24 protein-coding genes, 1 tRNA gene and 1 riboswitch are annotated in these 24044 nt (G+C 40.0%); of the genes, 15 read left to right on the top strand and 10 right to left on the bottom strand.

The features are described from left to right. The first annotated feature begins 91 nt into the window (after positions 1 to 91). The 3 genes from ACXAF2_RS19830 (at position 92) to ACXAF2_RS19820 (ending at position 3695) form a co-directional block, all read left to right on the top strand. Complete coding sequence (locus tag ACXAF2_RS19830; protein ID WP_475141192.1) at positions 92 to 1084, top strand: TAXI family TRAP transporter solute-binding subunit; 993 nt, start codon at positions 92 to 94, stop codon at positions 1082 to 1084. A 120-nt stretch (positions 1085 to 1204) separates the two neighbouring features. Further along, on the top strand, positions 1205 to 1723 hold the full coding sequence (locus tag ACXAF2_RS19825) for a DUF1850 domain-containing protein (RefSeq protein ID WP_475141190.1): 519 nt from the start codon (positions 1205 to 1207) through the stop codon (positions 1721 to 1723). Further along, on the top strand, positions 1710 to 3695 hold the full coding sequence (locus ACXAF2_RS19820; protein WP_324747860.1) for a TRAP transporter permease: 1986 nt from the start codon (positions 1710 to 1712) through the stop codon (positions 3693 to 3695). Before ACXAF2_RS19825 ends, ACXAF2_RS19820 begins: the two co-directional genes overlap by 14 nt. Before the next feature lie 58 nt (positions 3696 to 3753). Here ACXAF2_RS19820 and ACXAF2_RS19815 read toward each other — a convergent pair whose 3' ends face one another. Beyond that, complete coding sequence (locus ACXAF2_RS19815; RefSeq protein ID WP_475141188.1) at positions 3754 to 3978, bottom strand: hypothetical protein; 225 nt, start codon at positions 3976 to 3978, stop codon at positions 3754 to 3756. 136 nt (positions 3979 to 4114) lie between these two features. Here ACXAF2_RS19815 and ACXAF2_RS19810 point away from each other — a divergent pair. Next, positions 4115 to 4186, top strand: a tRNA-Val gene (locus ACXAF2_RS19810). A 702-nt stretch (positions 4187 to 4888) separates the two neighbouring features. Beyond that, complete coding sequence (locus ACXAF2_RS19805) at positions 4889 to 5089, top strand: cold-shock protein (RefSeq protein ID WP_034763533.1); 201 nt, start codon at positions 4889 to 4891, stop codon at positions 5087 to 5089. A gap of 108 nt (positions 5090 to 5197) precedes the next feature. Here ACXAF2_RS19805 and ACXAF2_RS19800 read toward each other — a convergent pair whose 3' ends face one another. Continuing rightward, positions 5198 to 5323, bottom strand: coding sequence for a hypothetical protein (locus tag ACXAF2_RS19800; protein ID WP_299740347.1), 126 nt, complete (start codon positions 5321 to 5323; stop codon positions 5198 to 5200). 214 nt (positions 5324 to 5537) lie between these two features. On the opposite strand from ACXAF2_RS19800, the gene ACXAF2_RS19795 reads away from it, so the two are divergent. Next, positions 5538 to 5828: a nucleotide pyrophosphohydrolase gene (locus ACXAF2_RS19795; protein WP_475141185.1), complete on the top strand. Its 291-nt coding sequence runs from the start codon at positions 5538 to 5540 to the stop codon at positions 5826 to 5828. 63 nt (positions 5829 to 5891) lie between these two features. On the opposite strand, the gene ACXAF2_RS19790 is transcribed toward ACXAF2_RS19795, so the two are convergent. After that, the gene (locus ACXAF2_RS19790; RefSeq protein ID WP_475141183.1) at positions 5892 to 6749 is read right to left on the bottom strand and encodes a MurR/RpiR family transcriptional regulator; all 858 of its coding nucleotides are present in this window, start codon (positions 6747 to 6749) and stop codon (positions 5892 to 5894) included. A 164-nt stretch (positions 6750 to 6913) separates the two neighbouring features. Between ACXAF2_RS19790 and gndA the strand changes: the two genes are divergently transcribed. Next, positions 6914 to 8326 (top strand): NADP-dependent phosphogluconate dehydrogenase, encoded by a 1413-nt coding sequence (gene gndA / locus ACXAF2_RS19785; RefSeq protein ID WP_475141182.1) that lies wholly within the window; start codon positions 6914 to 6916, stop codon positions 8324 to 8326. Positions 8327 to 8374: 48 nt separating this feature from the next. Here gndA and ACXAF2_RS19780 read toward each other — a convergent pair whose 3' ends face one another. Together ACXAF2_RS19780 and ACXAF2_RS19775 are read right to left on the bottom strand one after the other, a co-directional pair. Further along, positions 8375 to 8551 carry a hypothetical protein gene (locus tag ACXAF2_RS19780; RefSeq protein ID WP_475141180.1) on the bottom strand — a complete coding sequence of 59 codons (177 nt, stop codon included), beginning with the start codon at positions 8549 to 8551 and terminating at the stop codon, positions 8375 to 8377. A gap of 120 nt (positions 8552 to 8671) precedes the next feature. Next, the gene (locus ACXAF2_RS19775; RefSeq protein WP_475141179.1) at positions 8672 to 9448 is read right to left on the bottom strand and encodes a SurA N-terminal domain-containing protein; all 777 of its coding nucleotides are present in this window, start codon (positions 9446 to 9448) and stop codon (positions 8672 to 8674) included. Positions 9449 to 10106: 658 nt separating this feature from the next. Further along, positions 10107 to 10287: riboswitch (cobalamin riboswitch) on the top strand. Positions 10288 to 10432: 145 nt separating this feature from the next. On the opposite strand from ACXAF2_RS19775, the gene ACXAF2_RS19770 reads away from it, so the two are divergent. Both ACXAF2_RS19770 and ACXAF2_RS19765 read left to right on the top strand, forming a co-directional pair. After that, positions 10433 to 12679, top strand: coding sequence for a ribonucleoside-diphosphate reductase subunit alpha (locus tag ACXAF2_RS19770; protein WP_475141178.1), 2247 nt, complete (start codon positions 10433 to 10435; stop codon positions 12677 to 12679). A gap of 19 nt (positions 12680 to 12698) precedes the next feature. Continuing rightward, positions 12699 to 13736, top strand: coding sequence for a ribonucleotide-diphosphate reductase subunit beta (locus tag ACXAF2_RS19765; protein WP_475141176.1), 1038 nt, complete (start codon positions 12699 to 12701; stop codon positions 13734 to 13736). A 104-nt stretch (positions 13737 to 13840) separates the two neighbouring features. On the opposite strand, the gene ACXAF2_RS19760 is transcribed toward ACXAF2_RS19765, so the two are convergent. Beyond that, complete coding sequence (locus ACXAF2_RS19760) at positions 13841 to 15307, bottom strand: aldehyde dehydrogenase family protein (protein WP_475141175.1); 1467 nt, start codon at positions 15305 to 15307, stop codon at positions 13841 to 13843. Between the two features lie 172 nt (positions 15308 to 15479). Between ACXAF2_RS19760 and ACXAF2_RS19755 the strand changes: the two genes are divergently transcribed. Next, on the top strand, positions 15480 to 15809 hold the full coding sequence (locus ACXAF2_RS19755; RefSeq protein ID WP_475141174.1) for a DUF3243 family protein: 330 nt from the start codon (positions 15480 to 15482) through the stop codon (positions 15807 to 15809). Between the two features lie 45 nt (positions 15810 to 15854). On the opposite strand, the gene ACXAF2_RS19750 is transcribed toward ACXAF2_RS19755, so the two are convergent. The 3 genes from ACXAF2_RS19750 to kynA all read right to left on the bottom strand — a co-directional run bounded on the left by ACXAF2_RS19750 (position 15855) and on the right by kynA (position 17691). After that, positions 15855 to 16298, bottom strand: a complete 444-nt coding sequence (locus ACXAF2_RS19750) for an SACOL1771 family peroxiredoxin (RefSeq protein WP_475141172.1) — start codon at positions 16296 to 16298, stop codon at positions 15855 to 15857. 106 nt (positions 16299 to 16404) lie between these two features. Continuing rightward, positions 16405 to 16605, bottom strand: coding sequence for a cold-shock protein (locus tag ACXAF2_RS19745; RefSeq protein WP_034763568.1), 201 nt, complete (start codon positions 16603 to 16605; stop codon positions 16405 to 16407). Positions 16606 to 16851: 246 nt separating this feature from the next. After that, positions 16852 to 17691: a tryptophan 2,3-dioxygenase gene (gene kynA / locus ACXAF2_RS19740; RefSeq protein ID WP_475141171.1), complete on the bottom strand. Its 840-nt coding sequence runs from the start codon at positions 17689 to 17691 to the stop codon at positions 16852 to 16854. A 248-nt stretch (positions 17692 to 17939) separates the two neighbouring features. Between kynA and ACXAF2_RS19735 the strand changes: the two genes are divergently transcribed. Both ACXAF2_RS19735 and ACXAF2_RS19730 read left to right on the top strand, forming a co-directional pair. Beyond that, complete coding sequence (locus ACXAF2_RS19735) at positions 17940 to 18488, top strand: GNAT family N-acetyltransferase (RefSeq protein ID WP_475141169.1); 549 nt, start codon at positions 17940 to 17942, stop codon at positions 18486 to 18488. Between the two features lie 109 nt (positions 18489 to 18597). Further along, positions 18598 to 19410 carry a YihY/virulence factor BrkB family protein gene (locus ACXAF2_RS19730; protein WP_475141168.1) on the top strand — a complete coding sequence of 271 codons (813 nt, stop codon included), beginning with the start codon at positions 18598 to 18600 and terminating at the stop codon, positions 19408 to 19410. A 41-nt stretch (positions 19411 to 19451) separates the two neighbouring features. Here ACXAF2_RS19730 and ACXAF2_RS19725 read toward each other — a convergent pair whose 3' ends face one another. Then, complete coding sequence (locus ACXAF2_RS19725) at positions 19452 to 20846, bottom strand: peptide MFS transporter (protein WP_475141303.1); 1395 nt, start codon at positions 20844 to 20846, stop codon at positions 19452 to 19454. A 126-nt stretch (positions 20847 to 20972) separates the two neighbouring features. Between ACXAF2_RS19725 and ACXAF2_RS19720 the strand changes: the two genes are divergently transcribed. The 3 genes from ACXAF2_RS19720 (at position 20973) to ACXAF2_RS19710 (ending at position 23991) form a co-directional block, all read left to right on the top strand. Further along, on the top strand, positions 20973 to 21215 hold the full coding sequence (locus tag ACXAF2_RS19720; protein WP_475141166.1) for a hypothetical protein: 243 nt from the start codon (positions 20973 to 20975) through the stop codon (positions 21213 to 21215). 57 nt (positions 21216 to 21272) lie between these two features. Further along, positions 21273 to 22328, top strand: coding sequence for a M42 family metallopeptidase (locus tag ACXAF2_RS19715; protein WP_475141165.1), 1056 nt, complete (start codon positions 21273 to 21275; stop codon positions 22326 to 22328). Between the two features lie 187 nt (positions 22329 to 22515). Continuing rightward, entirely contained in the window at positions 22516 to 23991 is a 1476-nt protein-coding gene (locus tag ACXAF2_RS19710) for a UDP-N-acetylmuramoyl-L-alanyl-D-glutamate--2,6-diaminopimelate ligase (protein ID WP_475141163.1), read from the top strand. Positions 23992 to 24044 lie beyond the last annotated feature (53 nt).

Here is a 24044-nt window from a genome sequence, read left to right as displayed (position 1 = left end):
AAAATTTTATGTATTTGATTTGACAAGATTGTTACAGACTGTGTTACAATTATTTCGGTAAAGTAGAAATTTAATAGGGGGGAATTAGAATATGAAAAAACGCAGTTTTTATCTAAGCACTGCACTACTTCTAGTTCTATCTGTCATTCTCGCTGCATGTGGCGGCGGATCAGGTGGAGGATCATCTGAGGGTGAAGGTAACAAAGAGGTTGACTTCATTGGGATTGCTACAGGTGGAACAGGGGGTACATATTACCCGTTAGGCGGAACATTCGCTAAGATCATTGAAGATGAAACAGGAATCAAATCCTCGGCTTCTACTTCAGGGGCATCTGCTGAAAATATGGCGGCCATTAAAGATGGTAAAACTGAAATCGCTTTTACACAAACCGATATCGCATCTTATGCATCTGAAGGAACTGAAATGTTCAGCGATAATAAAGTAGAAAATGCAAGAGGAATTGCCACTCTATATCCTGAAACGATTCAAATCGTTACAACAAAAGATTCCGGTATCAAGTCCGTTGAAGACCTGAAAGGGAAAGTTGTTTCTGTAGGTGAAGCGGGCTCTGGAACTTTACTGAACGCGAAACAAATCCTTGAGGTTCACGGAATTACGTTAGAAGATTTAGAAGCACGCAATCTATCATTTGATGATTCAACTACTGGTATCCAGGATGGTACAATCGATGCGGCGTTCATTACTTCAGGTACTCCAACCGGAGCGGTTGAAGGATTGGCTGCAACGGAAGATATCACAATCGTACCGGTTGAATCCGGTACGATCAGTGAACTTATCGAGAAATATCCATACTATTCTGAGGATGAAATTCCTTCAGGGACGTACAGTAAAGTCGATGAGGCAGTTACAACCGTTGCGGTTCGTGCAATGCTAGTGACAAATGCTGATATTTCCGAAGATGTAATCTATGATGTTACAAAAGCCATCTTTGAAAACACAGATGCAATCACTCATGCCAAAGGTGAGTTAATCAAGGCTGAAGATGGTTTAAAGGGTATGGGAATTGAATTACATCCTGGTGCAAAGAAATACTTTGATGAAAAAGGCGTTTCAATGGAATAGATCCACACCAACAGATGGACGAAGGGATAGGCCGCGTAATACGGTCTATTCTTTTGTTTTGGTATAGGCTAAATAAATGTTAAGTACAACAGAAATAAATGGAATGGTGGGAACTTTGTTATGAAGAAAATTTCATTCATAGGAACAATTCTCATTATTCTTGGTCTTTTACTCATCATCTTTATTCCCTTTCAAACATATCTGGTAATTGAACCGAGGAGTCATGAGGGTGATCCTGTCCTTTTCAGACTTCCTGAAGATCACACATTTTCGGTTCGTTATACACATTCTATTCATCTCTCAGAAGTAGAAGAGTTTTATCGCCAATCTACAAACCACATTCAACAGACAAAGTTGCTTTATGAGGATACTGCAATTGGTATGCCTGCAAATGCAGAAGGAAATGAAACCTTCGAGAGGACAGAAGAAGGAAAATACTTAATTTCAAATATGAATAAAGAGTTTCCATACATTGATATTCGCATTGGACAGGTGGTAGCCAATCAACGTCTCGTATTGGATGGTGAAGCCTATCCTTTAGCTGAATATTTCGATAAAGGGTCTGTCGTCAGAATGCAATTGAAGAAACAAACACTATATGATCAGTGGAAAGGAGTGACCGTTGTTGGAAAAAGATAAAGAATTCGAATCATTAACATCCGAACAACAACAAGAATTATTAGAAAAATATGATCCTGAATCATCAACAAGAAAGCTTCATCATGGACTGTTTAAATGGGTGATTTTCTATGGGTTATTAGCATTTTCATTATTTCAATTAGTCGCATCGATCTTTCAATTTATCCCTAGACAATTATTATTATCCATTCATCTAGGATTTGCTTTGTCACTTGTCTTTCTTCTTTTTCCTGCCAGGAAAAAGAATCTGCGAAAAGATAAAGTGGCATGGTATGACGTCGTACTCTCTGTCATATCTGTAGGAATTGGTGCATACTGGCCGATTATGCAAGATGACATTGTCAGCAGAGTAGGCATTATGACATCACTTGATTTTTATGTTGGTTTTGCTGCGATGATCTTAGTATTAGAGGCAACCCGTCGTGCAGTGGGTTTACCCATCACGATCATCGCCTCTACTTTCATACTCTATATGTATTATGGTCGATTGATGCCTGGATTCCTTGCCCACAGGGGATATGATTGGGATGATATCGTTAAGACGATGTTCTTTACAAGTGAAGGGATTCTTGGAACTCCACTATATGTTTCAGCAACCTTCATCTTCCTATTCTTATTGTTCGGGGCCTTCCTCGTCAAAACAGGCGTTGGGCAATATTTTAATGATTTAGCTGTGGCCATTGCCGGAAAACGCACTGGTGGTCCTGCTAAGGTTGCAATCTTCTCGAGTGCCCTTCAAGGAACGATCAGCGGTAGCTCTGTAGCGAACGTTGTAACATCTGGTTCCTTTACCATTCCAATGATGAAAAAACTTGGTTATCGTAAAGAGTTTGCAGGTGGAGTAGAGGCAGCAGCTTCAACGGGTGGTCAGTTAATGCCTCCTATCATGGGAGCTGCAGCATTCTTAATGGTTGAATTCATCGGTGGCATCTCTTACTGGGATATCGCAAAGGCTGCCACCATTCCTGCTCTTTTGTATTTTACAGGAATTTGGATTATGACTCATTTTGAAGCGAAGCGAATCGGTCTTCGCGGTCTTTCGGACGAAGAAATGCCTAATCGTAAAGAAGTTTTAAAGAAAATCTACTTATTAATGCCGATTCTTACGGTCATTATTTTATTAGTCAGCGGTATGAGTGTTATGCGTGCAGCACTTTGGTCAATTGTTGCTACGATCGTGATTAGCGCGATTCGAAAAGAGACAAGGATTGGCTTTAAAGATGCAGTCGACGCACTTGTAGACGGTGCACGTACTGCGCTTTCCGTAGCGGTAGCAACTGCGGCTGCAGGGATGATTGTCGGCGTTGTGACGAAAACGGGGTTAGGACTGACACTTGCGAATGGTTTAGTTGATCTTGCTGCTGATTTAACAAATTCATCAGAAGGTAAATTAATCCTGACTCTGGTATTTACAATGATTGCATCGATTGTACTAGGTATGGGATCACCAACAACGGCCAACTACGTAATCACATCCACAATCGCTGCACCTGCGATAATCCTGTTAGGTGCACCTGAGTTGGCAGCTCATTTATTTGTCTTTTACTTTGGTATCATTGCAGATATCACACCGCCAGTGGCGCTTGCAGCATTTGCCGCAGCCGGGGTGTCAGGGGGTGAGCCGATACGGACCGGGGTCAATTCTGCTAAATTAGCGATTGCAGCCTTTATTATTCCGTATATGTTCGTCCTGTCCCCTGAGTTGCTGATGATTGATACAACAATCCCGAGATTACTATGGGTTGTCTTTACGGCAATAACCGGAATGATGGCCATAGGGGCAGGGATGATCGGGTATTGGTACAGAAGAGTGTATGTGATAGAACGTTTCCTTTGTGTAGCAGCCGGTTTAATGCTGATCTATCCGGAGGGAAGCACAGACATCATTGGTTTAGTATTATTTGCTGTTATGCTGGCTTTACAATTCTTCATCAAAAGAGAAGACAAAACACCAAAGAAAGCAACAGCATAAACAAAGATACGTGAGGCTGACCGTTTATTAGGTCAGCCTCACGTATTTTAGTTTCCAACTAGGATATGGTTCGATTCTTATAAGGAAGAAGGGGATGAGCGGCCAAAATATCATGAAGTCTGAATCTGCGAAAATCTTTTCGTAATAAGCAATAGGCCATAATCATATCCCCATCGATTTTTTTAACGATGATTTTTCTTTTCGTACAAATGGACTCAGGAGTCATATAGATGATTTCAATGGGGCGCTGGTACATGAATGAGCGCTGTAATACTGTATTCATTTGTGAGCTCCTCTCCTGGAAGTGTACTCACAGTATATGCGAACGAACGTTCTTTTATACATGATTTACCAGGAGATAAAAAAATGATTGACATTTTTCTCATAATGACTATAATATAATATATACCTTCCATTGCGACTTGTTAGCTCAGTGGGAGAGCACTTCCTTGACAGGGAAGGGGTCGTGGGTTCGAATCCCTCACAGGTCATACATAAAGAAAGCCTGCATCTTATTTAAAAGATGCAGGCTTTTTTCTTTTTATTAGTAGTTCAATCTTTATGAGGATTCTAAGAGTTAAACAGCCATCGCCGACTTGTCCTTAAAAGTAAAAAGGACTCCGTTGGAAATCAAGTAAGAGTCCTTGTCAAAAACATATTAAGTATGATCACTACTATTAATTGACTTCTAATAATTCTTCCTCAAAATAAAACGTGCCAGGATGTTCTTTTACGATATATGAGAACCGCTTCATATTTTTAACGTATTGCCATTTCAATATAGTCACAGTTTCTCCAGTTTCCTTTATCGTAACCATTGCGCCATTACTAAACCGATTTTTTGTGGATTTCATTGGGCACTCCCTTTCATATTCTCTCATTATACCACAGTTTACCCTTCATTTTAGAGTCCCATTAGTGATAAATCTTGATAAAAATAATGGTAGCGCTTTAACAGACATTAAGGCAGTAATCATAACATAACAATAGACCATTTGATGAGGGAAGGTTGTGTCAGAGGTCTGACTTTCAAAACTTCTCCTTGAAGAACTTGCTTATTTGTTTCATTACTGTTATTCTATAGAAGAATTATTTTTGTCCGGTATACGAGGGAAGAACAAGATTTGATTTTTCACCTGATATCGCAAGAATAGTAATACATTGTGTGTAAAGCACTTTAGGAGGCAACAAACATGGAAAATGGTAAAGTAAAATGGTTTAACGCAGAAAAAGGTTTCGGATTCATCGAAGTAGAAGGTGGAGACGACGTATTCGTACACTTCTCAGCGATCCAAGGTGAAGGTTTCAAATCTCTTGACGAAGGTCAAGAAGTATCTTTCGACGTTGAACAAGGTGCTCGTGGACCACAAGCAGCTAACGTACGTAAAGCATAATCTAACTTTACAACTCCAAAAACAGACTCATTCGTGAGTCTGTTTTTTTATGGAGATATTTAAGTTAAATCGTCCGCAATAAAAAGCAGCTTTCACATTCTCAATCATTTATTTTCCTAAATCTTTCTTCGTCATTTCACTGCGAATATTGAGTTCTTTTGAGAATTCAGTATCGCTTTTTTTGTTGTTTGGGTATTTGTTCTTTCGTTCACGATTATCATTTTTATTTGTCATCGTTGTTCCTCCCATTTGTAAGCTCTCAGTACATTCTTATTCTTTGCATGTGAATCATCCTTATCCTTGGTAAGAATGGGAAAGAAACATACTTGGTGAGATACATCCTTTCCGCCTTGAAAGACTGAAATCAAAAGATTACTGTGCATTCCATTTTCCACCCGTGATATAGTAAAGTAGCGGTAAATGATCAAAGGGAAATGGGAGAGAGTAGATGAAACAAATATATGATAAAGTCATTGAATTCAGGGATGAACGAAATTGGGATGCCAATCATAATGAAAAGGATCTTGCCATTTCCATTTCATTAGAGGCAAATGAACTCCTGGAAAATTTCCAATGGAAAACAAGCCGGGAAGCAGTGGGAGCGACACGTCAAAATATTAAAGAAGAAATGGCTGATGTCCTGATTTATTTAGTTCAGCTGGCTGATAAAATGGATATCGACTTAGAAAAAGAAGTATATGAGAAGTTGGAAAAGAATGCACTGAAGTATCCGAAGTAAAGTAAAGGGACGGAGCTCTTGATAAGGTCCGTCCCTTTACTTTTGCCGTGCTTTACCATGCAACTATATTTTCTTAATGGAAATCGCTTCACGCATTTTTTGCAGGGAAAATTTGGATAGATCTTTTCTCTTCATCATGGTGTTGACGTAAAGGGCATCGACAATACTAAGCTGACTGATTCTTGAAGCAAGTGCTTCAGATCGAAATTCGGTTTCTTGAGATACCGTAAAAAGAGGAATGTCGACCCCGTTGCTTAGAGGGGATTTGGCAAAGTGAGTAATGGCAATGGTCGTTACCCGATTTTTCTTCGCAACGTCCAATACTTCCAATAAATCTTTGTTTGATCCTGAATGAGAGATAAAGACGATCACATCATCATCGGTCAATTGTGAAGCGGAGATCAGCTGCATATGGGAATCGTTGTACGCAGTAGTGGTCATGCCTGTTCTGAGGAACTTATGATGCGCGTCCATGGCAACAAACCCCGATCCACCTGTACCATAAAATTCTATTCTTCTCGCACTTATCATCCCTCGAATAGCTTTCGTAAACATTTCCTCGTTTAGCATGCTTAAAGAATCCTCTAATGTCCTGATATTGGACCTGAACACTTTTTGGGCAATAACGCCTTCAGAGTCCTCTTCATTGATTGTTTCATGAATATCTTTTATAGGTGTCACCAGGTCGGATGCAAGGGAAATCTTCATAGCCTGGTAGCCTTTAAAGCCCAGACGTTTACAGAATCGGAAGACTGTAGCATCTGCAACGTTCAGTTCTTCTGCTACACCACTGATGGTGGAGTGGATAATTTTTTCTGGATTAGCAATAATAAAATCTGCAATCATCTTTTCTTTTTCACTGAATTGAGAGTAATAAGAACGGATACGAGGTAAACAATGCTGTACTTTTTCCTCATTCATGCAAGGGAAACCTCCTCTAAACGAAAACTTCATGAAAATAATTTTAACCTACTTCATAAAATAAAAAAATATTATTTCATAAAATTCCACCACGGAAAATTATTTCGTATTATAATATATACGGTGAAAATATTATTACTCGAAGTGAAAGGAATGATAAATATATGAATAAACAACAAATAGGGGTTGCTGGTGTCGGAGTGATGGGAAAGAGTCTGGCTTTGAATTTCGAAAGCAGAGGTTATACCGTTTCCATTTATGATGTGTCTGATGAGAAGGTAAGAGAAGTTCTTGACGAGCATCCAGAGAGGAAAATGGTAGGCACTCACGATGTAAAAGAGTTCGTCCAGTCATTGGAAACACCACGAAAAATATTGATTATGGTTCCAGCCGGTAATATAACCGATAAAGCGATTGAATCATTGCTTCCTCATTTAGATCAGGGAGATATTCTGATTGATGGAGGAAACACGTACTTTGAAGATACGATTCGCCGAAATAAGGAACTTGGTGAAAAAGGAATCAACTTCATCGGTGCAGGTGTCTCAGGTGGAGAAGAAGGCGCTTTATACGGTCCTGCTATCATGCCGAGCGGTCAGAAGGAAGCATACGATTTAGTTGAGCCTTTCCTGACAGCAATCGCGGCAAAGGTAAAGGGCGATGCATGCAGTACATATATCGGTCCGGACGGATCTGGCCATTATGTGAAAATGGTCCATAATGGAATTGAGTACAGTGATATGCAGCTTATCTGTGAAGCGTATTATCTTATGAAAAATCTATTGGGTTTAAGCGCAACAGAGCTGCATGAGATATTCAAAGAATGGAACGCTGGGGAGCTCGACAGCTACCTGATTGAAATCACGGCGGATATTTTCACAAAGGTGGATGAAGAAACAGGAAAACCCCTTGTTGACGTAATCCTTGATACAGCAGGGCAGAAAGGAACAGGGAAATGGACGAGTATTTCTGCACTGGAATTAGGTGTACCTTTATCGATCATTACTGAATCTGTATTTGCCCGTTTCATCTCTGCCATGAAGGAAGAAAGAGTGAAGGCAAGTAAAATCTTAAGTGGACCGAGAAACAAGGAGTTCTCCGGTAACAAAGAAGAGTTTATAGAAATGATTCGTAAAGCGTTATATTTAAGTAAAATATGCTCATATGCACAGGGTTTCGCCCAGCTTCAATCTGCTTCGGATCAGTATAACTGGAACCTGAAGCCCGGCGAAATTTCCATGATCTTCAGAGGTGGATGCATCATCCGTGCAGGCTTCCTGGAAGAAATCAAGAAAGCCTATGATCGTGAACCGGGATTGACGAATCTACTACTTGATCCATATTTCAAGGAAATCGTTGAAAACTATCAGGAGGAAGCGAGAGAAGTGGTGGCTACAGCCATTAAATTAGGTATACCTGTACCAGGTCTTGCGAGTGCTTTAGCGTATTATGACAGCTATCGCTCAGAGTCACTTCCTGCTAACCTCCTTCAAGCCCAACGTGATTACTTTGGAGCACATACGTATCAGCGTGTGGATAAGGAAGGGACATTCCATACGGATTGGTTATCTAAATAAGAAGAACGAAAGCCCTGTGGGAATCCCACAGGGCTTTTGATTACCTTATTATTCTTTGCTTGATGAGTCATCTTTCGTATGATGCTTATTCTTCTCGTCCCGCTGCTCTTTTTTTAAGTCATCGAGGGGAATTGGATCCACGTTTTGTTCACTTTCATGCTGATCGAGAATGCCGTCATGATCTCTATTGATTTGTTCAGGATTGTCATTGGTCCTCTTCGTCATTATCTATCATCCTCCCTTAATGATTCGTTGTTGTACCATACCCTTTGTGAGCAGACTAAAACATTGGGGATAGAAAATAAGAAAGCCACCGATCTGCAGGTGGCTTTCTTTGGTGGAGCTTTAGATTTTAATATCAACTTTTGCATTTTTCTTTAAATCTTCTACATGTTGAACAAGCTTTTCTTGTTTTTTCTGTTGTTCTAATTGAGTCTTGATTTGAGGTTTAACTTCTTCAAATTTTGGTGCTTCCTTTGATTCACCCTGACCTTGCTGACTTGCGTACTGATCGTAAAATTTCTTCATTTCATCTTCAGAGACTTCTTCTACTTTGATTTCTTTCTCAACGTAGTTTGTGTATTTGATGTTTTCAGCGATTTGAGTTTTTAACTCATCCATCGTGAATCCGGCTTTTTTCATTGCATCTTCAAACTTCTTTTCATCACCGTACTGCTTTTTAACTTCTTCCAGTTGCTTATTGATTTCATCTTCTGATGCCTTATATCCTTTTTGATCAGCTTGCTGCATTAGGAGTGTTTGTCCAACCAGGCTATCAATTGTTTGTTCCTTGATTTTCTTTGCTGCATCTTTACTTGTTGGGTCTTGCCCCATCTGTTGATATTGCATTTGTGATTGAGTCAATACGTTATTGAAATCTTCACCTTTAATTTTTTCGTCGTTTACAATGGCAACGATTTTATCTTTTTCAATCTTTTGTTCATCCATTTTTTTCTGCATTTCTTCCATTTGCTTCGCTTGTTCTTCCTGAGCCTGTCCATCACTTTTTTCTTCTGTTTTCGCTTTATCGTCAGCTTGTTTTTGGCTCTCCTCATTCGAACCGCAAGCGGCTAGTCCAATCGTTAATAATGTCAATAGTAAAGTCGTTAATAATTTTTTCATAATAGACTCCTTTCAGAAGTAAGGTGTGATTTCGAAAAAAATCACTTAATGCGCATTTTAAAGGAAAAGCCCGTAAAAAGAAAGTATTTAAGCTGAAAAATATAGATTGTAATGAGGTTGAAATACAGTGCATTACTAATATAGTCCCTCTTTCACTATAATGTATGCGATTACATCTGTCCGTCAACTGCAGGGCAGAAATGAAAATGTAAGAAGACTTGGACCTGGTTGCTAAAAAAGAGGCTGTTTAAATCGAGATTTTTTCCTCCATTTAAACAGCCTATAAAAAAATATTGGGGACCAAAGAATACTGTCAAACAACCTTCTATTTGAATTATAGAGACTGGCTATATTTTCTTCAACTAACATTTAGGAAGGTGTCAGCTGACTAGTGTCCTTTTGAAGGCAGTATTCAATCTTCTACTATACTTTTCATGGAAAATAATAATTATAAGCATATTTCAAAGGGAGGGGTTTCCTTCCATACGTTCAACATGTTAGATCTCTTGACTTTAAAAGGGTAATAGAGTGATACTATTAACAGATTTCAACATCTAAACAAAATAAATAGTTTCACTTGTAAATTCATTTTTAATCGTTTATGATGAAACAGAACACAACATTTTGTGTTCTGTTTGATTAATTAAACTATATATTGATTATAACCTGTGAATAAGGTGTCTGAATGGACTTAAAAGGGAATCCGGTGTGAATCCGGAACTGTCCCCGCAACTGTAAGTGCTGACGAAATAAGGAACTGCCACTGTCATATACGATGGGAAGGCCTTAGAGTAGGGTGAAGCACGAGTCAGGAGACCTACCTTGTTTATCACGTGTTATCTTCTTCGGGAATTGGGAGGATAAAGCGAGGATTGGAATAGGCATTTTCTATTCATATATCTTTCGTACATAAAGCCCATCCGCATAGAAGGATGGGCTTTTTTTGAATCCTTCCCACACTGTATAAATTTGGGAGGAATAATGATGTCAATCGTATCGCAGGATCAAAGGATCACGATGGAAGCAAAAGCGATTCTTACAAATCTCCACAGTCGCTTTCAACAACTACATTTTCAAGAATTCGATGAAAAGACTTTTAAGTATGTAGAAGGTCAATCTGAATTGAGCAAAGAAAAGCTTTATCATTTCATGATACTCGCGGCAGTCGAGCGAATCTCTGCACATGAACCTGATTGGACGTATGTGGCTGCAGAATTATATTTAATGAAACTCTATCGTACGATCGCCTATTCAAGGAGAGTTGAGGAAAGCGTGCTATACAGTTCCTTTTATGAATTAATTCAAGAATTGACTGATAGGAAGCTATATACGCCCGCACTATTGGAATCATATAGCAAAGATGAAATTGACTCTTTGGGGAGGATCATGGACGCATCTAAAGACCATCTGTTTACGTACATAGGAATCGTCACATTGTCTGAGCGGTATTTAACTAAGTCCCATGATGGGGAAATCCTTGAATTACCTCAGGAGCGATTTCTGATCATTGCCATGACACTCTTTATGAACGAACCCCGTGATAAACGACTGTCGCTTATTGAAGAAGCTTATTGGGCCCTGTCTAATTTGTATATGACGGTTGCAACTCCTACGTTTGCCAACGCCGGCAAAAGCCATGGTCAGCTGTCGAGCTGTTTTATTGATACGGTAGCCGATGATTTAAGAAGTATTTATGACAGCAATACAGATGTTTCCACACTAAGTAAAAACGGTGGAGGTCTCGGAATCTACCTGGGGAAGGTCCGGAGCAGGGGAAGTAATATTAAGGGCTTCAAGGGAGTAAGTTCAGGTGTTATCCCATGGATGAAGCAATTAAATAACACAGCCGTATCCGTTGACCAATTAGGTCAACGTCAAGGAGCGATCGCTGTTTATTTGGATGTATGGCATAAGGATATATTTCCTTTCCTAGATACACGTTTGAACAATGGAGATGAAAGGCAGCGAACTCATGATCTTTTCACTGGGGTCAGCTTACCGGATTTATTTATGGAACAAGTGGAAAATAGAGGGGATTGGTATTTATTTGATCCTCATGAAGTGAAGATGGTAATGGGGTATTCCCTGGAAGATTACTATGATGAGTATGATGGAGAAGGTTCGTTCAGGGATAAGTATTGGGAGTGCGTAGAATGTCCTGATCTTTCCAGGGAAAAGGTTCCAGCAATTGAAATTTTTAAGCGGATCATGATTTCCCAGCTCGAAACGGGAACGCCATATATGTTTTACCGTGATACAGTCAATCGGCTAAATGCCAATGGGCATAAGGGGATGATCTACTGTAGTAATTTATGTACGGAAATCGCCCAGAATATGAGTGCGACCGTCATGGAAGAAGAGGTTATCAAGGACGGGAAAATCATTACCTATAAATCTCCAGGTGATTATGTCGTCTGTAATCTGGCATCTGTTTCTTTAGCCAAAACAATCATGGATGATGAGTTGGAGAGAGTCGTGTCCATAGGAGTGAGATTACTTGATAATGTCATAGATATTAATAAACTTCCAGTCCTGCAAGCCCAACTGACAAACAAGCGCTATAGAGGGATTGGATTAGGAACCTTTGGCTGGCATCACCTCCTTGCATTAAAAGGCTTGAAATGGGAGAGCGATGAAGCAGTTGAATATTGTGATTCACTATACGGGGATGTTGCTTATTACACGATCAAAGCAAGTCATGAATTAGCCATAGAAAAGGGTTCCTATCCATATTTCAGTGGGTCCGACTGGTCGACTGGAGAGTATTTTTCAAAGAAAGGATATTCCGGATCGAGATGGGATTCGCTCAGGGATGATGTTTCTTCAGGAGGAATCAGAAACGGATATTTAATGGCCGTTGCGCCAAATTCCTCCACTTCGATCATAGCCGGTTCTACAGCAAGTATTGATCCTTTATTCAGATTAGAGTACTCGGAAGAAAAGAAAGATTATAAGATTCCTGTTACAGCACCTGATTTATCACCAAAGACGACCTGGTATTACAAAACGGCATATAACGTAGATCAACACTGGAGTATTAAACAGAATGAGAAAAGACAGCGACATATAGATCAAGGAATATCGTTTAATTTGTATGTGCGGAATGACATCAAGGCGATAGAGTTGCTGTCTCTTCATTTAGATGCATGGAAGTCAGGATTGAAAACGACCTACTATGTAAGATCGACATCTGTATCAAATTTTGATGAATGTGAAAGCTGCCATAGCTGACTGGGAGGAAAATGATAACATGAATGGATTAAAGCAGCGAGTCTTAATAGATTCTGAGGCACCAAATAAATCTACTGGTATTGTAAATGGACAAAGTTCGAATATATTAAACTGGGATGATGTCAGGTTCTCATGGGCCTATCCAAAGTATAAGAGAATGCTGGGGAATTTCTGGACGCCTTTTGAGATCAATATGGCAAAGGATATCAAGCAGTTCCCTACTCTTTCATCAAGGGAGCAGGAGTCCTTTTTGAAAATCATCGGCCTTCTGGCTCTCCTAGATAGTGTGCAGACAGATTACGCGGGCAAAGTGGCGGACTACCTCACGGATTCCAGCCTGAATGCACTAATGATCATCTTGGCACAGCAGGAGGTCGTCCATAACCACTCGTACAGTTACGTGTTATCCAGTATCGTGTCAAAAAAGAAGCAGGATGAAGTGTTTGATTTCTGGAAGAACGATCCGATCTTGATGAAGCGGAACGAATTTATAACGAATGGATATAAAGGATTTGTAGAATCCCCCACCATTGAGAATCTATTAAAATCAATCATCTATGATGTTATTCTGGAAGGGTTATTCTTTTACTCCGGTTTTGCCTTCTTCTACAATCTGGCCAGAAATCAAAAGATGGTGGCGACATCGACGATGATTAATTATATCAATCGGGATGAACAGCTGCATGTAGGCTTATTTGAAAAAATATATAAAGAAGTCCTTAACGAGAATCCGGCTTATCAAACGGATGAGCTCCGTGACTTTGGACAAGATGCTTTCAAACAGGCAGCTTACCTTGAAATAGAGTGGGGAAGGGAGATCATCGGGTCTCAAGTTGAAGGGCTGCTAATGAGCGACCTTGAAGATTATATTAAATTCATGGCGAATAAAAGAGCCAAACAGCTGGGTTTTGAAGAACCATTTGAGGGATATAAGACCAACCCATTAAAATGGATCATCGCCTATCAGGAAGTGGATAGAGGGAAAACCGATTTCTTTGAACAGAAATCAAGGCAATATACGAAGACATCGGATGCTAATGGGTTTGATGAACTGTAAAAATTAGGGCTGTGGTACATTTGATCAGAGATCCAGATATGTTTATACGACATCATAACAATCAGCCCATAAGGAAAGCGAGTCATCACGACTCGCTTTTTGACTTATTTCTTCTTAATAAAAGGTCCATAATCTCTTCTTTTATGCTGAACACCAACCCATTTGACGGTTGTGAACTCTTCCAAGGCCCATTCTCCGTTAAAGCGGCCAAGTCCAGAATCCATTTCTCCTCCGAATGGCATATGCGGCTCATCATTCACAGGTTCATCATTAATATGAATCATCCCGGTCTTTACTTGGTGAGCCAAATTTGTCGCTCTCTCTATGGAGGAAGAATGTACTGCTCCACTTAGGCCGTATGGATGTTCATTGGCCAAGCGGATCACCTCATCATCATCTTCAAACGGGATGATGGCTGCTACAGGTCCGAAGATTTCATTTTTCGCAATCGGCATTGAGTTAGTGACATGAGTCATTACTGTAGGGTTCAATAAATTTTCATCAGCGTTGCCTCCTACTACCAATTCCGCGCCTTGTTCCTTGCTTTCTTCAATATCCTTCAGAATGCGATCTACTTGATTTTCATCAATTAAGGGTCCGATATGGGTCGTTTTATCTGAAGGGTCTCCTGTATTTAGTTCTCTTACACGAGATACAAAAGCTTCAACAAATTTATCGTACATCCCTTTATGAACCATGATCCGATTGATGGACATGCATATTTGTCCTTGATGATAGAACTTTCCGAATAGGGCAGATTCAACCGCCTGATCAAGATCTGCATCATCCAAGACGATAAAGACGTTATTCCCACCTAATTCAAGAGCTGTCTTCTTTAGGTTCTTACCTGCAAGCTCACCTATCCGGCGTCCCACCTCAGTGGAACCTGTAAAGGAGATTAAACGTGGAATCGGGTGAGTGACGATATCATCACCAATTTCTGATCCCTTTCCAACGACTACATTTAGCAATCCCTTCGGCAGTCCGGCTTCTTCAAAGATACTTGCAAATAATAGACCACCTGTCACCGGAGTGTGAGTAGCTGGTTTAACAACAACACCGTTTCCCGTTGCTAAAGCCGTTGCAATTGATCGGACTGCTAAATGGAAGGGGAAGTTCCAGGGACTGATTACTCCCACAACTCCGAGCGGTTCTCTATAGACACGGTTTTCTTTGCCGGGCACTTGAGAAGGCAGGATTTTCCCTTCCATTCTGTAAGGGTAGGTAGCCGCTTCCTTCATACTATTTATGGAGACCTTCACTTCACCCGCCGCTTTCATGTATGTGCTGCCAGACTCTTTAATCAGCCAATCAATGATCAATTCCTGATTGTTCTCGACTACCCGAACGGCTTTTTCCATCACTTCTCTTTTTACTTGAGGAAGTTCCTTCGCCCAGCTTTCTTGAGCTTGTTGTGCTGATTTATAAGCGGTGTCGAGATCCTCCTTACTGGCAGCTTTAATGGAACCAAGTTCTATATGATTGAATGGGTTTTTATTAGGAATTATATTTTCACTGCTTCCTTTTACCCATTCTCCATTAATAAACAGTTTATCAAATTGTGTATTCATGATTAGTCCTCCTCATTATTCAGTGTCCACTCTATTGTTTACACTCTGGAGAAAGCTCTTAAACAAGAAGCAGAGAGTTTGAGCTTCCGTTACCAGTAATATGAAAATAAATGTTTAACTCTCCCAGTGGTGGGAATATACATACTAGATTGAATGAGAGGAGAGGTTTTACATGGCAAATCATTCTACAGAAGAAAAAATGGAGTCAAAGGTGGACAAAACGTTAGATAATATGTCCCAGGACAAAAAAGAGGATATATTATCTAACTTTGATCATTTTAAACAATACTTAGGTAATAAAGTTTCCTTGGCGGATAAGTTAGGGATGAGTGAAGAGCAGCAGGCAAAGGCAGCCCAGAAGGTTGGGGATTATCTTGCGGCTCATGAGGAACCGAAGAATAGGGAAGAAAAGTTATTATATGAATTATGGAAAGCAGGTAACAAGGAAGAGCAGCATATGCTTGCCCATATGTTAGTGAAGCTTGTTCACGCTGAATCCTAAAAAATTCGGGCATCTTGAGTGGATGCCCCTTTGATTATGCTTTTTTTACATATGTATTTCCGGGTCTACCTTTACCGTGACATTCCCTTTGATAGCACGGGTGATCATGCAAGACTGCTCTGCTTTCGTCAACAATTTCTTCGTAAGGGTTATGTCTTTTTCAGTAGTGGAGGGAGCCAATGTCAGCACAGGGCGGTGAATGATTTCTTTATATGTAATAATCCCTTTTTGAACTTCCACAATTCCTTCAGATGTCATTGATAAGTCCGTTTTCTCAATATGGCTTCGTTCAAGCATCGCTGCCAGAGTGATGATGTAACACGTAGCTGCTGCTCCAAGAAGCATTTCATCAGGGTTTGTTCCTATTCCAGGCCCATCCATTTCAGTTGGAATGGATATTTTCGTATGAAAATTTTCAGAGCTTAAAGTACCTGTATCATTTCGCAACCCCGGCCAATCAGTAGATATATGAAAAGAGTGTCTAGCCATTCAAATGAACCTCCTAATAAGCATGGTAAGCTTATTGTATCCACTTTTTTATGTGATGGCAAAGAAAAAAGACTCTACAAAGTAGAGTCTTTCGAATTAGCATGGATTATGCTTTAGTAACGTTAGCAGCTTGGTCGCCACGGTTTCCTTGAACGATTTCGAAAGAAACTTTTTGACCTTCTTCTAAAGTTTTGAATCCTTCGCCTTGAATAGCTGAGAAGTGTACGAACACGTCGTCTCCACCTTCGCGCTCGATGAATCCGAAACCTTTTTCTGCGTTAAACCATTTAACTGTACCTTCTAACATAATGTTACCTCCTCGTGTGTTCTCCACACAATTGTATTACTATTCTTGCTCATGTAACTTCAAGGCGAAAAGCTTTAAAAACTTTGTCTATCCTTCCATTCCGAACAAAAATAATTCTCTTACATAATATCAGGTAACGATTTAAAAGGCAACCCTTATAAATGAAGGAATTAAAAATAGGCAGAAAAATGTGTGAATTTCACATTTACTATTTGATCCTTTCAAAAAGTACATAATGCAAAGGGTTTAGAGGTTCGTACGGACATTCCACAATTCAGGAAAGAACCGATGATCCAGAACCTTTTTTAGATAGCCTACGCCGCTTGATCCTCCCGTCCCCATTTTATGACCGATGATCCGTTCCACGGTTTTCATATGTCTGAAGCGCCATTGCTGAAGCCAATCCTCAATATCGATCAATTTTTCGGCTAATTCGTATAAATCCCAATACTGATCGGGATGCTTATAGACTTCTGTCCATGCATCCAAAACAGACTGATCTTCCGTATAAGGCTTCTTATAATCCCGAAGGAGTACATCATCATGAATGGGTAACCCTGTATTAGCTAGGGCAAGGATAGAAACATCATATAGGGAAGGGGCTTCGTGTGCCTCTTCAAGCTGGACTAATAACTCTGGATCCTTCTTGTAAATCTCCAATACATGTTTCGTTTTGTAGCCCAGGGCAAATTCGATCATTCTATATTGGTAGGATTGAAATCCTGAGGCTTGTCCCAGGCTGTCCCTGAATTGAATGTATTCTGATGGTGTAAGTGTGGATAGTACATCCCAGGCATGAATGATTTGTGATTGAATCTTTGAAACACGTGCCAACATTTTAAATGCAGGGGAAAGTTCACCTTTTTGAATGGAAGTGATACTGGCTTTGATTTCATGCAGAATCAATTTCATCCATAACTCGCTTACTTGATGAATGATAATGAATAACATTTCATCATGGTGACCGGATAACCGTTTCTGACTATGGAGTAGTGTATCCAGGCCAAGATATTCACCATAGGTCATTTTATTAATAAAGTCGGTGTATACATCTTCATTCCCCATTGTTTCCTTTTTGTTTACCATTTCAATTCTCCCTTTCCTTTCGTCTGCTACATACAGTGGTGCAAGAAATTTTCTTTCTATTATTGATTTCTTGAACGGGAGGGAGAAATCCTTTATTAGTTTCGGGTATTTTCGTGAATTTTGATTCTTGTTTTTGAATTCCCTTTTCTATTCGTTCAATAGTGGCATTCATTTAGAAAGAATTTATTTCAAATCTAGAAAATTATGTTAATATTAGAACAATTTATAATGCATGTGAGGTGAATGACATGGAAGAGATTTATCTTTCTTCTCATTTATATTTACGCAGGTTAAAGAAAGAAGATTGGAAGGACGTTCATCTTTATGCGTCACAAGAAACTGTTTCTCAGTATCAGGCATGGGGCCCGAATTCGGAAGTGGAAACATTAGCGTATGTGGAGGATGTACTGAAAGCAGAAAAGGTGGTTCCACAAACAAGGTATGTCCATGCCTTGGTCGATGAGAAAAAAGGTCGTGTGATTGGTGCAGGTGAAATAATAATCAAAAGCTTCGTTCATCAGTCTGGGGAGATTGGATATATTCTACATCCTGATTACTGGGGGAAGGGAATCGGAACTCTCCTTGGAAATGCGTTAGTGGAGAGAGGATTTTCTGAGTTGAATATGCATAAGATCTCAGCGACATGTGACCCTCAAAATATTTCCTCTCAGAAAGTGTTAACAAAAATTGGTATGACGTTAGAAGGAAGAATCCGTCATGCCTTGAAAATGAAAAATGGGTGGAGAGACTCCCTGCTTTTTGGTTTATTAAAAGATGAGTGGAAAAATGGGGTGTAGAATGAGGCTAAGAAAGGACATATGATAATGCAAAGCTGTTCAAAAATGATTGAATTGTGCATGTAAGGGGAAAATAAGAGTATCTTTTCCTAATTAGGAGTTTAAAATCATGAATATCTTACATCATTCTAAGAATGTGACGGTTCGATTCTTCAAGGAACGTTTCTTCGATCATTCTGCACAGTTGGCGTACTATTTGTTGTTATCGATTTTTCCGTTTTTAATTTTTGTTTTTTCGTTGATTAGTTATCTTCCCATTTCGGAAACCAATGTATTGCTTTTGATTAAGCCTTTTGCACCTGATAAATCGTATGCCATCATTCAAAATAATATAGATCGTATTTTGTATGACCAACGGGGGGATGTGTTGTCCATTTCCATCTTCTTTACCTTCTGGGTTTCCTCCATGGCTGTTCAATCAATGGTGAGATCATTGAATAAAGCGTATAAAATCGAGAGGAAGAAACCCTTTCTGGTTGCGTTATTGTATGATCTATTATTGACAGTCGGTTTTATGTTCCTTATTTCATTTTCTCTTATTGTACCAGTGGTTGAGGAATATATCCGTCATGCAAGGTTCGCTGAAGGGAAGATTAACGGAGAATGGAGTCAAGCATGGGTTATTGGAAAATGGGGTTTAAGTTCGATCTTTATGTTCATACTCTTCCTGTTTCTTTATATGGTTGTTCCAAGTAAACGAATTTCTTTCTTACATGTCATTCCCGGTGCACTATTTGCCACCTTTGGCTGGCAAGGGGTTTCCTGGTTATATGGTACCTATGTTAAATTGAATGACTATTCCCAGTTTTATGGTCAGCTGGGCAGCGTCATTACGTTAGTTGTATGGTTTTACATTTCCTCCACGATTTTATTGATTGGTGGATTACTGAACGGGAGTGCAGCTGAGAAGAAGGTAAAATAGGAAAACCGCTTGGCTTAATCCCAGCGGTTTTCCTATTTCTATTACGTTTGGTTTTCTTCCCTCATCATTAGTACAAGCTTTTTCGAAATGGCAAGTAAGACGAAACCCAGGATGATGGCGGTGGCACCGATGACAGCGAAGATTTCCAAATATCCCAGTGTGGCTGTCAGGGAGGCTAACTGTCCGGCTAGAAGACTCGCCACCCCTATGGCAGCCATCCAAACACCCATCAGCAAGGATGCGATTTTAACAGGTGCAACTTTACTGACCAGAGACAAACCGACAGGCGATAAAAAGAGTTCTCCCAAAGTATGCAGAAGGTAAGTAAAGACGATAAACAGTAAGTTTGCCTTTATGGTGATATTCTGTTCATCCGAACCCGTTTGCATGACTGCGGGAACGAGGATCATAAATCCAAGTCCAAGGAGAATCATTCCGATTCCCATTTTTGTCGTCATGTTCAGGTCCCCTCTATTTGATCTTGAAAGCTTTAACCAGACACTTGATAGAATAGGTGCCAGAATTACAATGAACAGGGGGTTAACAGATTGGAACCAGGCGACAGGTATAGTGTAGCCGAACACTTCTCGATCGATGAAGTTTTTCGTATACAGAGTGAACGAGCTTCCTGCCTGTTCAAAGCCAGCCCAGAAGAAAACGACAAAGCAGGCCAGGATTAGAATGGCTCTTGTCCGCTGCTTTTCTTTCTTCGTCAGAGGAACATTCTGGTTCTCGTTCGCTTCTTCTGCCAATGCTTTATTGGGCTTTAATCCAACGTTTCCGAGATACTTATTATTTAATGTACTAAAGATGATCTGTCCAGTGACCATTCCGATGGAGGATGCAAGGAAAGCCCATTTAAATCCATAGTGCATCGTACCATCCGCAAGTGTTTTGAGAAATAAATCCTCTGCGAGGAAACCTGCAATAAGCGGTGCGAATAACGCTCCCAGGTTAATTCCCATATAAAAGATCGTAAAGGCTGCATCCTTTCGTTTATCATGTCGTGGATAGAGCTCACCAACCAGGGTTGAGATATTCGGTTTGAAGAATCCATTTCCGATCACTAGTAGAGCTAATCCTGCATATAGACCAGTTTGGGAGTGGGTAAGGAAGATTAAAAAATCTCCGCATGCCATTGTGATGCCCCCAATGGTAATCGCTTTTCTCAACCCTATATAGCGGTCTGTCATCCATCCTCCGAATATTGGTGTGAAATATACACTTCCTGTATAAATTCCATAGATGGATAATGCCTTGGCAGGGTCCACACCCAATCCCCCGCTTACATATGCAGTTGTTAGATAGAGGACAAGAAGAGCCCTCATGCCATAGTAACTGTACCGTTCCCATAATTCTGTGAAGAATAAGAGATATAACCCTTTCGGATGTTTCTTACCTTGAGGTAAATTGTCCAGTGTTGAAGAGTTCACTATATCACTCCTGTTTCTTTTATGTTTTTTAATGTGTACTGATTAGGGGCTACAGTAAACTTCCTACGAATCCATTCATAGTATTCCCTTTCCCTTCATAGGCATGTACAAAAAGGGGCGGTGGAAATTATGGGGTTTAATGGTTGTTTATATTGTGGTCACCCGGATTTGACGGAAAGTGAGTTATTCTTGAGAGAAGAATACAGTGATGGGCTTATGATTTTGCCTCATGGACAAAAGATTAGAGGAAATGTTGGCTTTTACTGCTGTGAGAACTGTGGGTATCTTCATCCGTTTCAAAAAGAGAAAAGAAAGAACTTTGAAAGAGAAGCGATTAATAAATCTAAGCGTATTAGGTGGAATATTCGGTAAACAACATTTGTAGTAAGCTTCCAATTGACGGTATAATACGATAAGGGAGGGAGTCAATTGAATACATATCCAGATACGAAGAAAACACTTGAAATAATTAAGGAGCTTGTTGAAATTCCAAGTCCTTCAGGAAACACGAATAAGATAATGAATTTTGTTGAGGATTATCTTTCAGATCTAAATGTAGAAATGAAAAGAAACCGAAAAGGGGCACTGATCGTTACGCTGCCTGGAGAAGATGCAGAAAGGCAGCGTATGCTGACGGCCCATGTGGATGCCCTTGGCGCCATGGTCAAGGAAATCAAGGGTGACGGACGTTTGCGTTTATCCATGATAGGTGGATTCAGATGGAATGCAGTCGAAGGGGAGTATTGTCAGATCGAAACCTCTTCGGGCAGAACTTACAGTGGAACCATTCTCATGCATCAAACATCCGTACATGTATACAAAAATGCGGGTGAGGCGAAAAGGGACGAAACAAATATAGAAGTCCGCATTGATGAAAAAGTCCAAAATGCAAAGGAAGTTAGGGAACTTGGCATAGAGGTTGGTGACTTTGTTTCCTTTGATCCGCGTGCTGAAATTACAGAAAGCGGGTTTATTAAGTCCCGCCACTTAGATGATAAGGCAAGTGTGGGTATGCTTCTACGTTTGATTCACCAAATCAAATCTGAAGGGATCACTCTTCCTTATACGACCCACTTCTTAATATCCAATAATGAAGAAATCGGATACGGGGGGAATTCTAATATTCCTGACGAAACCATTGAATACCTGGCGGTGGATATGGGAGCAATCGGTGATGGACAATCAACGGATGAATACACCGTTTCTATTTGTGCGAAGGACTCGAGTGGTCCCTATCATTACGAATTGCGTAAACACTTAGTCTCATTAGCTGAAGAAAACGGAATCGAATATAAAGTTGATATTTATCCTTACTACGGTTCCGATGCATCAGCAGCGATCCGTGCAGGATTTGATATTGTTCATGGACTGATCGGTGCAGGAATCGATGCATCTCATGCCTATGAGCGAACGCATGAATCCTCGATCCTCAATACGGAAAAATTACTTTGGCATTATGTTCAATCAAAGATGGTTGTGGAGTAAATATGAAGTCTTTGGTCACCCTTGCTATGGGTGTGATCAAAGACTTTTTTGTTTTAATCATTGTGAATGGGGGTATGGTGACATTTGTGTGAGAAAAGTTTGTTTTGATTTTAGGAGGTATTTCTCTTATCAAAGCGAAGATGATAAGATAAAATGGATACAATATTAATACAAAAGAGGTAAGCAAATGATTACATATAATCTATTAGACAGCATTAAATTAAAAACCATTTACGGTGAATTGCCTTCAGAAATAAATGAAATTCATGTCGATTCCAGAAAAGTGACAGAAGGCAGCATGTTTGTGTGTACAAGAGGATACACAGTGGATGGACATGATTATGCCCAGATGGCCGTTGAAAAAGGAGCCAACCTGATCGTAGCAGAAAAACAATTAGACATTGATTTAAATAAAGCAGCATTAGTCGTAGTTAAAGACTCATTCAAGGCCTTGGCTCAATTATCCAATAAGTACTATGATTACCCGTCCAAGAAGTTAACGGTTTTCGGCGTAACGGGAACCAATGGAAAGACTACAGTGAGTAACCTGATCCACTCCATCCTGAAAAAAGACAGCAGGAGTTCGGCATTATCCGGTACAATCGGCTTTAATTTAGACGGAGAGTTACTCCCGAGTGAAAACACAACCTGTGACAACTTAACGAACCAGCACATGCTGCAAAGAGCGATAAATCGCGATATTCAGAATTTCACCCTTGAAGTTTCTTCACACGGACTCGCATTGGGTAGGCTTTGGGGAATCGACTTTGATGTTGTGGCTTTCACCAACTTAAGTCATGATCATTTGGATTACCACGGTACGATGGAACACTATGGCTATGCCAAAGGATTATTGTTTTCTCAATTAGGTCAGGACCTTCAAAATCCAAAGTACGCTGTTCTAAATGCAGATGATGAATGGTATGAGCGCTACAGCTATATGACTCCTCATGAAGTCATCAGCTATGGACTTGAAGGGTACGCAGACTTCAAAGCGGAAAATGTAGAATACTTTAATGATTTAACGAAGTTTACGCTTGTTTCTCCTCAAGGGAGCTTTGAGGTAGAAATGAAGTTATTAGGGAAGTTCAATGTTTACAATGTACTGACAGCCATGGCATGTTTGTATGCGAAGGGGATGGAAGTATCCAGACTGGTGGAAATTGTACGCGATCTCCCACCTGTAAGCGGGAGAATGGAGAAGGTTGAAATGGAAGCACCTCTATCCGTTTACATCGATTATGCACATACGCCTGATGCAATTGAAAATGCGATTCAATCCGTCCTGCCTTTTAAAGAAAACAAGATCATTTTCCTCGTTGGTACAGGTGGAAATCGTGATAAGACAAAACGTCCTACCATGGCAGAAAAGGCATCACTTGCAGACTATGTCATCTTAACAACAGATGACCCGCGATATGAAGAATACGATAGCATTCTAAAAGATCTTGAAAAAGGAATGCAACATGAACAATACGCTTTAATTGGGGATCGTGCCGAAGCGGTTAAGCATGCAGTGGAGGTAAGTGAACCGGGGGATATTATCATCTTTGCCGGTAAAGGTCATGAGGATTATCAAATCATCGAAAATACGAAATATCCTCATAGTGACAAGAATATTGCGATAGAAGAAAGCAAGTTGAAGTATGGTGTAACTGAATAATCTTCTCAGAAGCAACAGACCAATATCACAAGTATTGGTCTGTTTTTATAGGA

The sequence above is a fragment of the Rossellomorea sp. ABR4_004 genome (assembly GCF_056159585.1).
This window is presented reverse-complemented; position numbering and strand designations above follow the sequence as displayed.

What these genes read in the sequence shown, in the direction of transcription:
- ACXAF2_RS19830 (WP_475141192.1), top strand. Translation starts at nt 92, where the DNA reads ATGAAAAAACGCAGTTTTTATCTAAGCACTGCACTACTTCTAGTTCTA.
- ACXAF2_RS19825 (WP_475141190.1), top strand. Translation starts at nt 1,205, where the DNA reads ATGAAGAAAATTTCATTCATAGGAACAATTCTCATTATTCTTGGTCTT.
- ACXAF2_RS19815 (WP_475141188.1), bottom strand. Translation starts at nt 3,978, where the DNA reads ATGAATACAGTATTACAGCGCTCATTCATGTACCAGCGCCCCATTGAA.
- ACXAF2_RS19805 (WP_034763533.1), top strand. Translation starts at nt 4,889, where the DNA reads ATGGAAAATGGTAAAGTAAAATGGTTTAACGCAGAAAAAGGTTTCGGA.
- ACXAF2_RS19800 (WP_299740347.1), bottom strand. Translation starts at nt 5,323, where the DNA reads ATGACAAATAAAAATGATAATCGTGAACGAAAGAACAAATACCCAAAC.
- ACXAF2_RS19795 (WP_475141185.1), top strand. Translation starts at nt 5,538, where the DNA reads ATGAAACAAATATATGATAAAGTCATTGAATTCAGGGATGAACGAAAT.
- ACXAF2_RS19790 (WP_475141183.1), bottom strand. Translation starts at nt 6,749, where the DNA reads ATGAATGAGGAAAAAGTACAGCATTGTTTACCTCGTATCCGTTCTTAT.
- gndA (WP_475141182.1), top strand. Translation starts at nt 6,914, where the DNA reads ATGAATAAACAACAAATAGGGGTTGCTGGTGTCGGAGTGATGGGAAAG.
- ACXAF2_RS19780 (WP_475141180.1), bottom strand. Translation starts at nt 8,551, where the DNA reads ATGACGAAGAGGACCAATGACAATCCTGAACAAATCAATAGAGATCAT.
- ACXAF2_RS19775 (WP_475141179.1), bottom strand. Translation starts at nt 9,448, where the DNA reads ATGAAAAAATTATTAACGACTTTACTATTGACATTATTAACGATTGGA.
- ACXAF2_RS19770 (WP_475141178.1), top strand. Translation starts at nt 10,433, where the DNA reads ATGTCAATCGTATCGCAGGATCAAAGGATCACGATGGAAGCAAAAGCG.
- ACXAF2_RS19765 (WP_475141176.1), top strand. Translation starts at nt 12,699, where the DNA reads ATGAATGGATTAAAGCAGCGAGTCTTAATAGATTCTGAGGCACCAAAT.
- ACXAF2_RS19760 (WP_475141175.1), bottom strand. Translation starts at nt 15,307, where the DNA reads ATGAATACACAATTTGATAAACTGTTTATTAATGGAGAATGGGTAAAA.
- ACXAF2_RS19755 (WP_475141174.1), top strand. Translation starts at nt 15,480, where the DNA reads ATGGCAAATCATTCTACAGAAGAAAAAATGGAGTCAAAGGTGGACAAA.
- ACXAF2_RS19750 (WP_475141172.1), bottom strand. Translation starts at nt 16,298, where the DNA reads ATGGCTAGACACTCTTTTCATATATCTACTGATTGGCCGGGGTTGCGA.
- ACXAF2_RS19745 (WP_034763568.1), bottom strand. Translation starts at nt 16,605, where the DNA reads ATGTTAGAAGGTACAGTTAAATGGTTTAACGCAGAAAAAGGTTTCGGA.
- kynA (WP_475141171.1), bottom strand. Translation starts at nt 17,691, where the DNA reads ATGGTAAACAAAAAGGAAACAATGGGGAATGAAGATGTATACACCGAC.
- ACXAF2_RS19735 (WP_475141169.1), top strand. Translation starts at nt 17,940, where the DNA reads ATGGAAGAGATTTATCTTTCTTCTCATTTATATTTACGCAGGTTAAAG.
- ACXAF2_RS19730 (WP_475141168.1), top strand. Translation starts at nt 18,598, where the DNA reads ATGAATATCTTACATCATTCTAAGAATGTGACGGTTCGATTCTTCAAG.
- ACXAF2_RS19720 (WP_475141166.1), top strand. Translation starts at nt 20,973, where the DNA reads ATGGGGTTTAATGGTTGTTTATATTGTGGTCACCCGGATTTGACGGAA.
- ACXAF2_RS19710 (WP_475141163.1), top strand. Translation starts at nt 22,516, where the DNA reads ATGATTACATATAATCTATTAGACAGCATTAAATTAAAAACCATTTAC.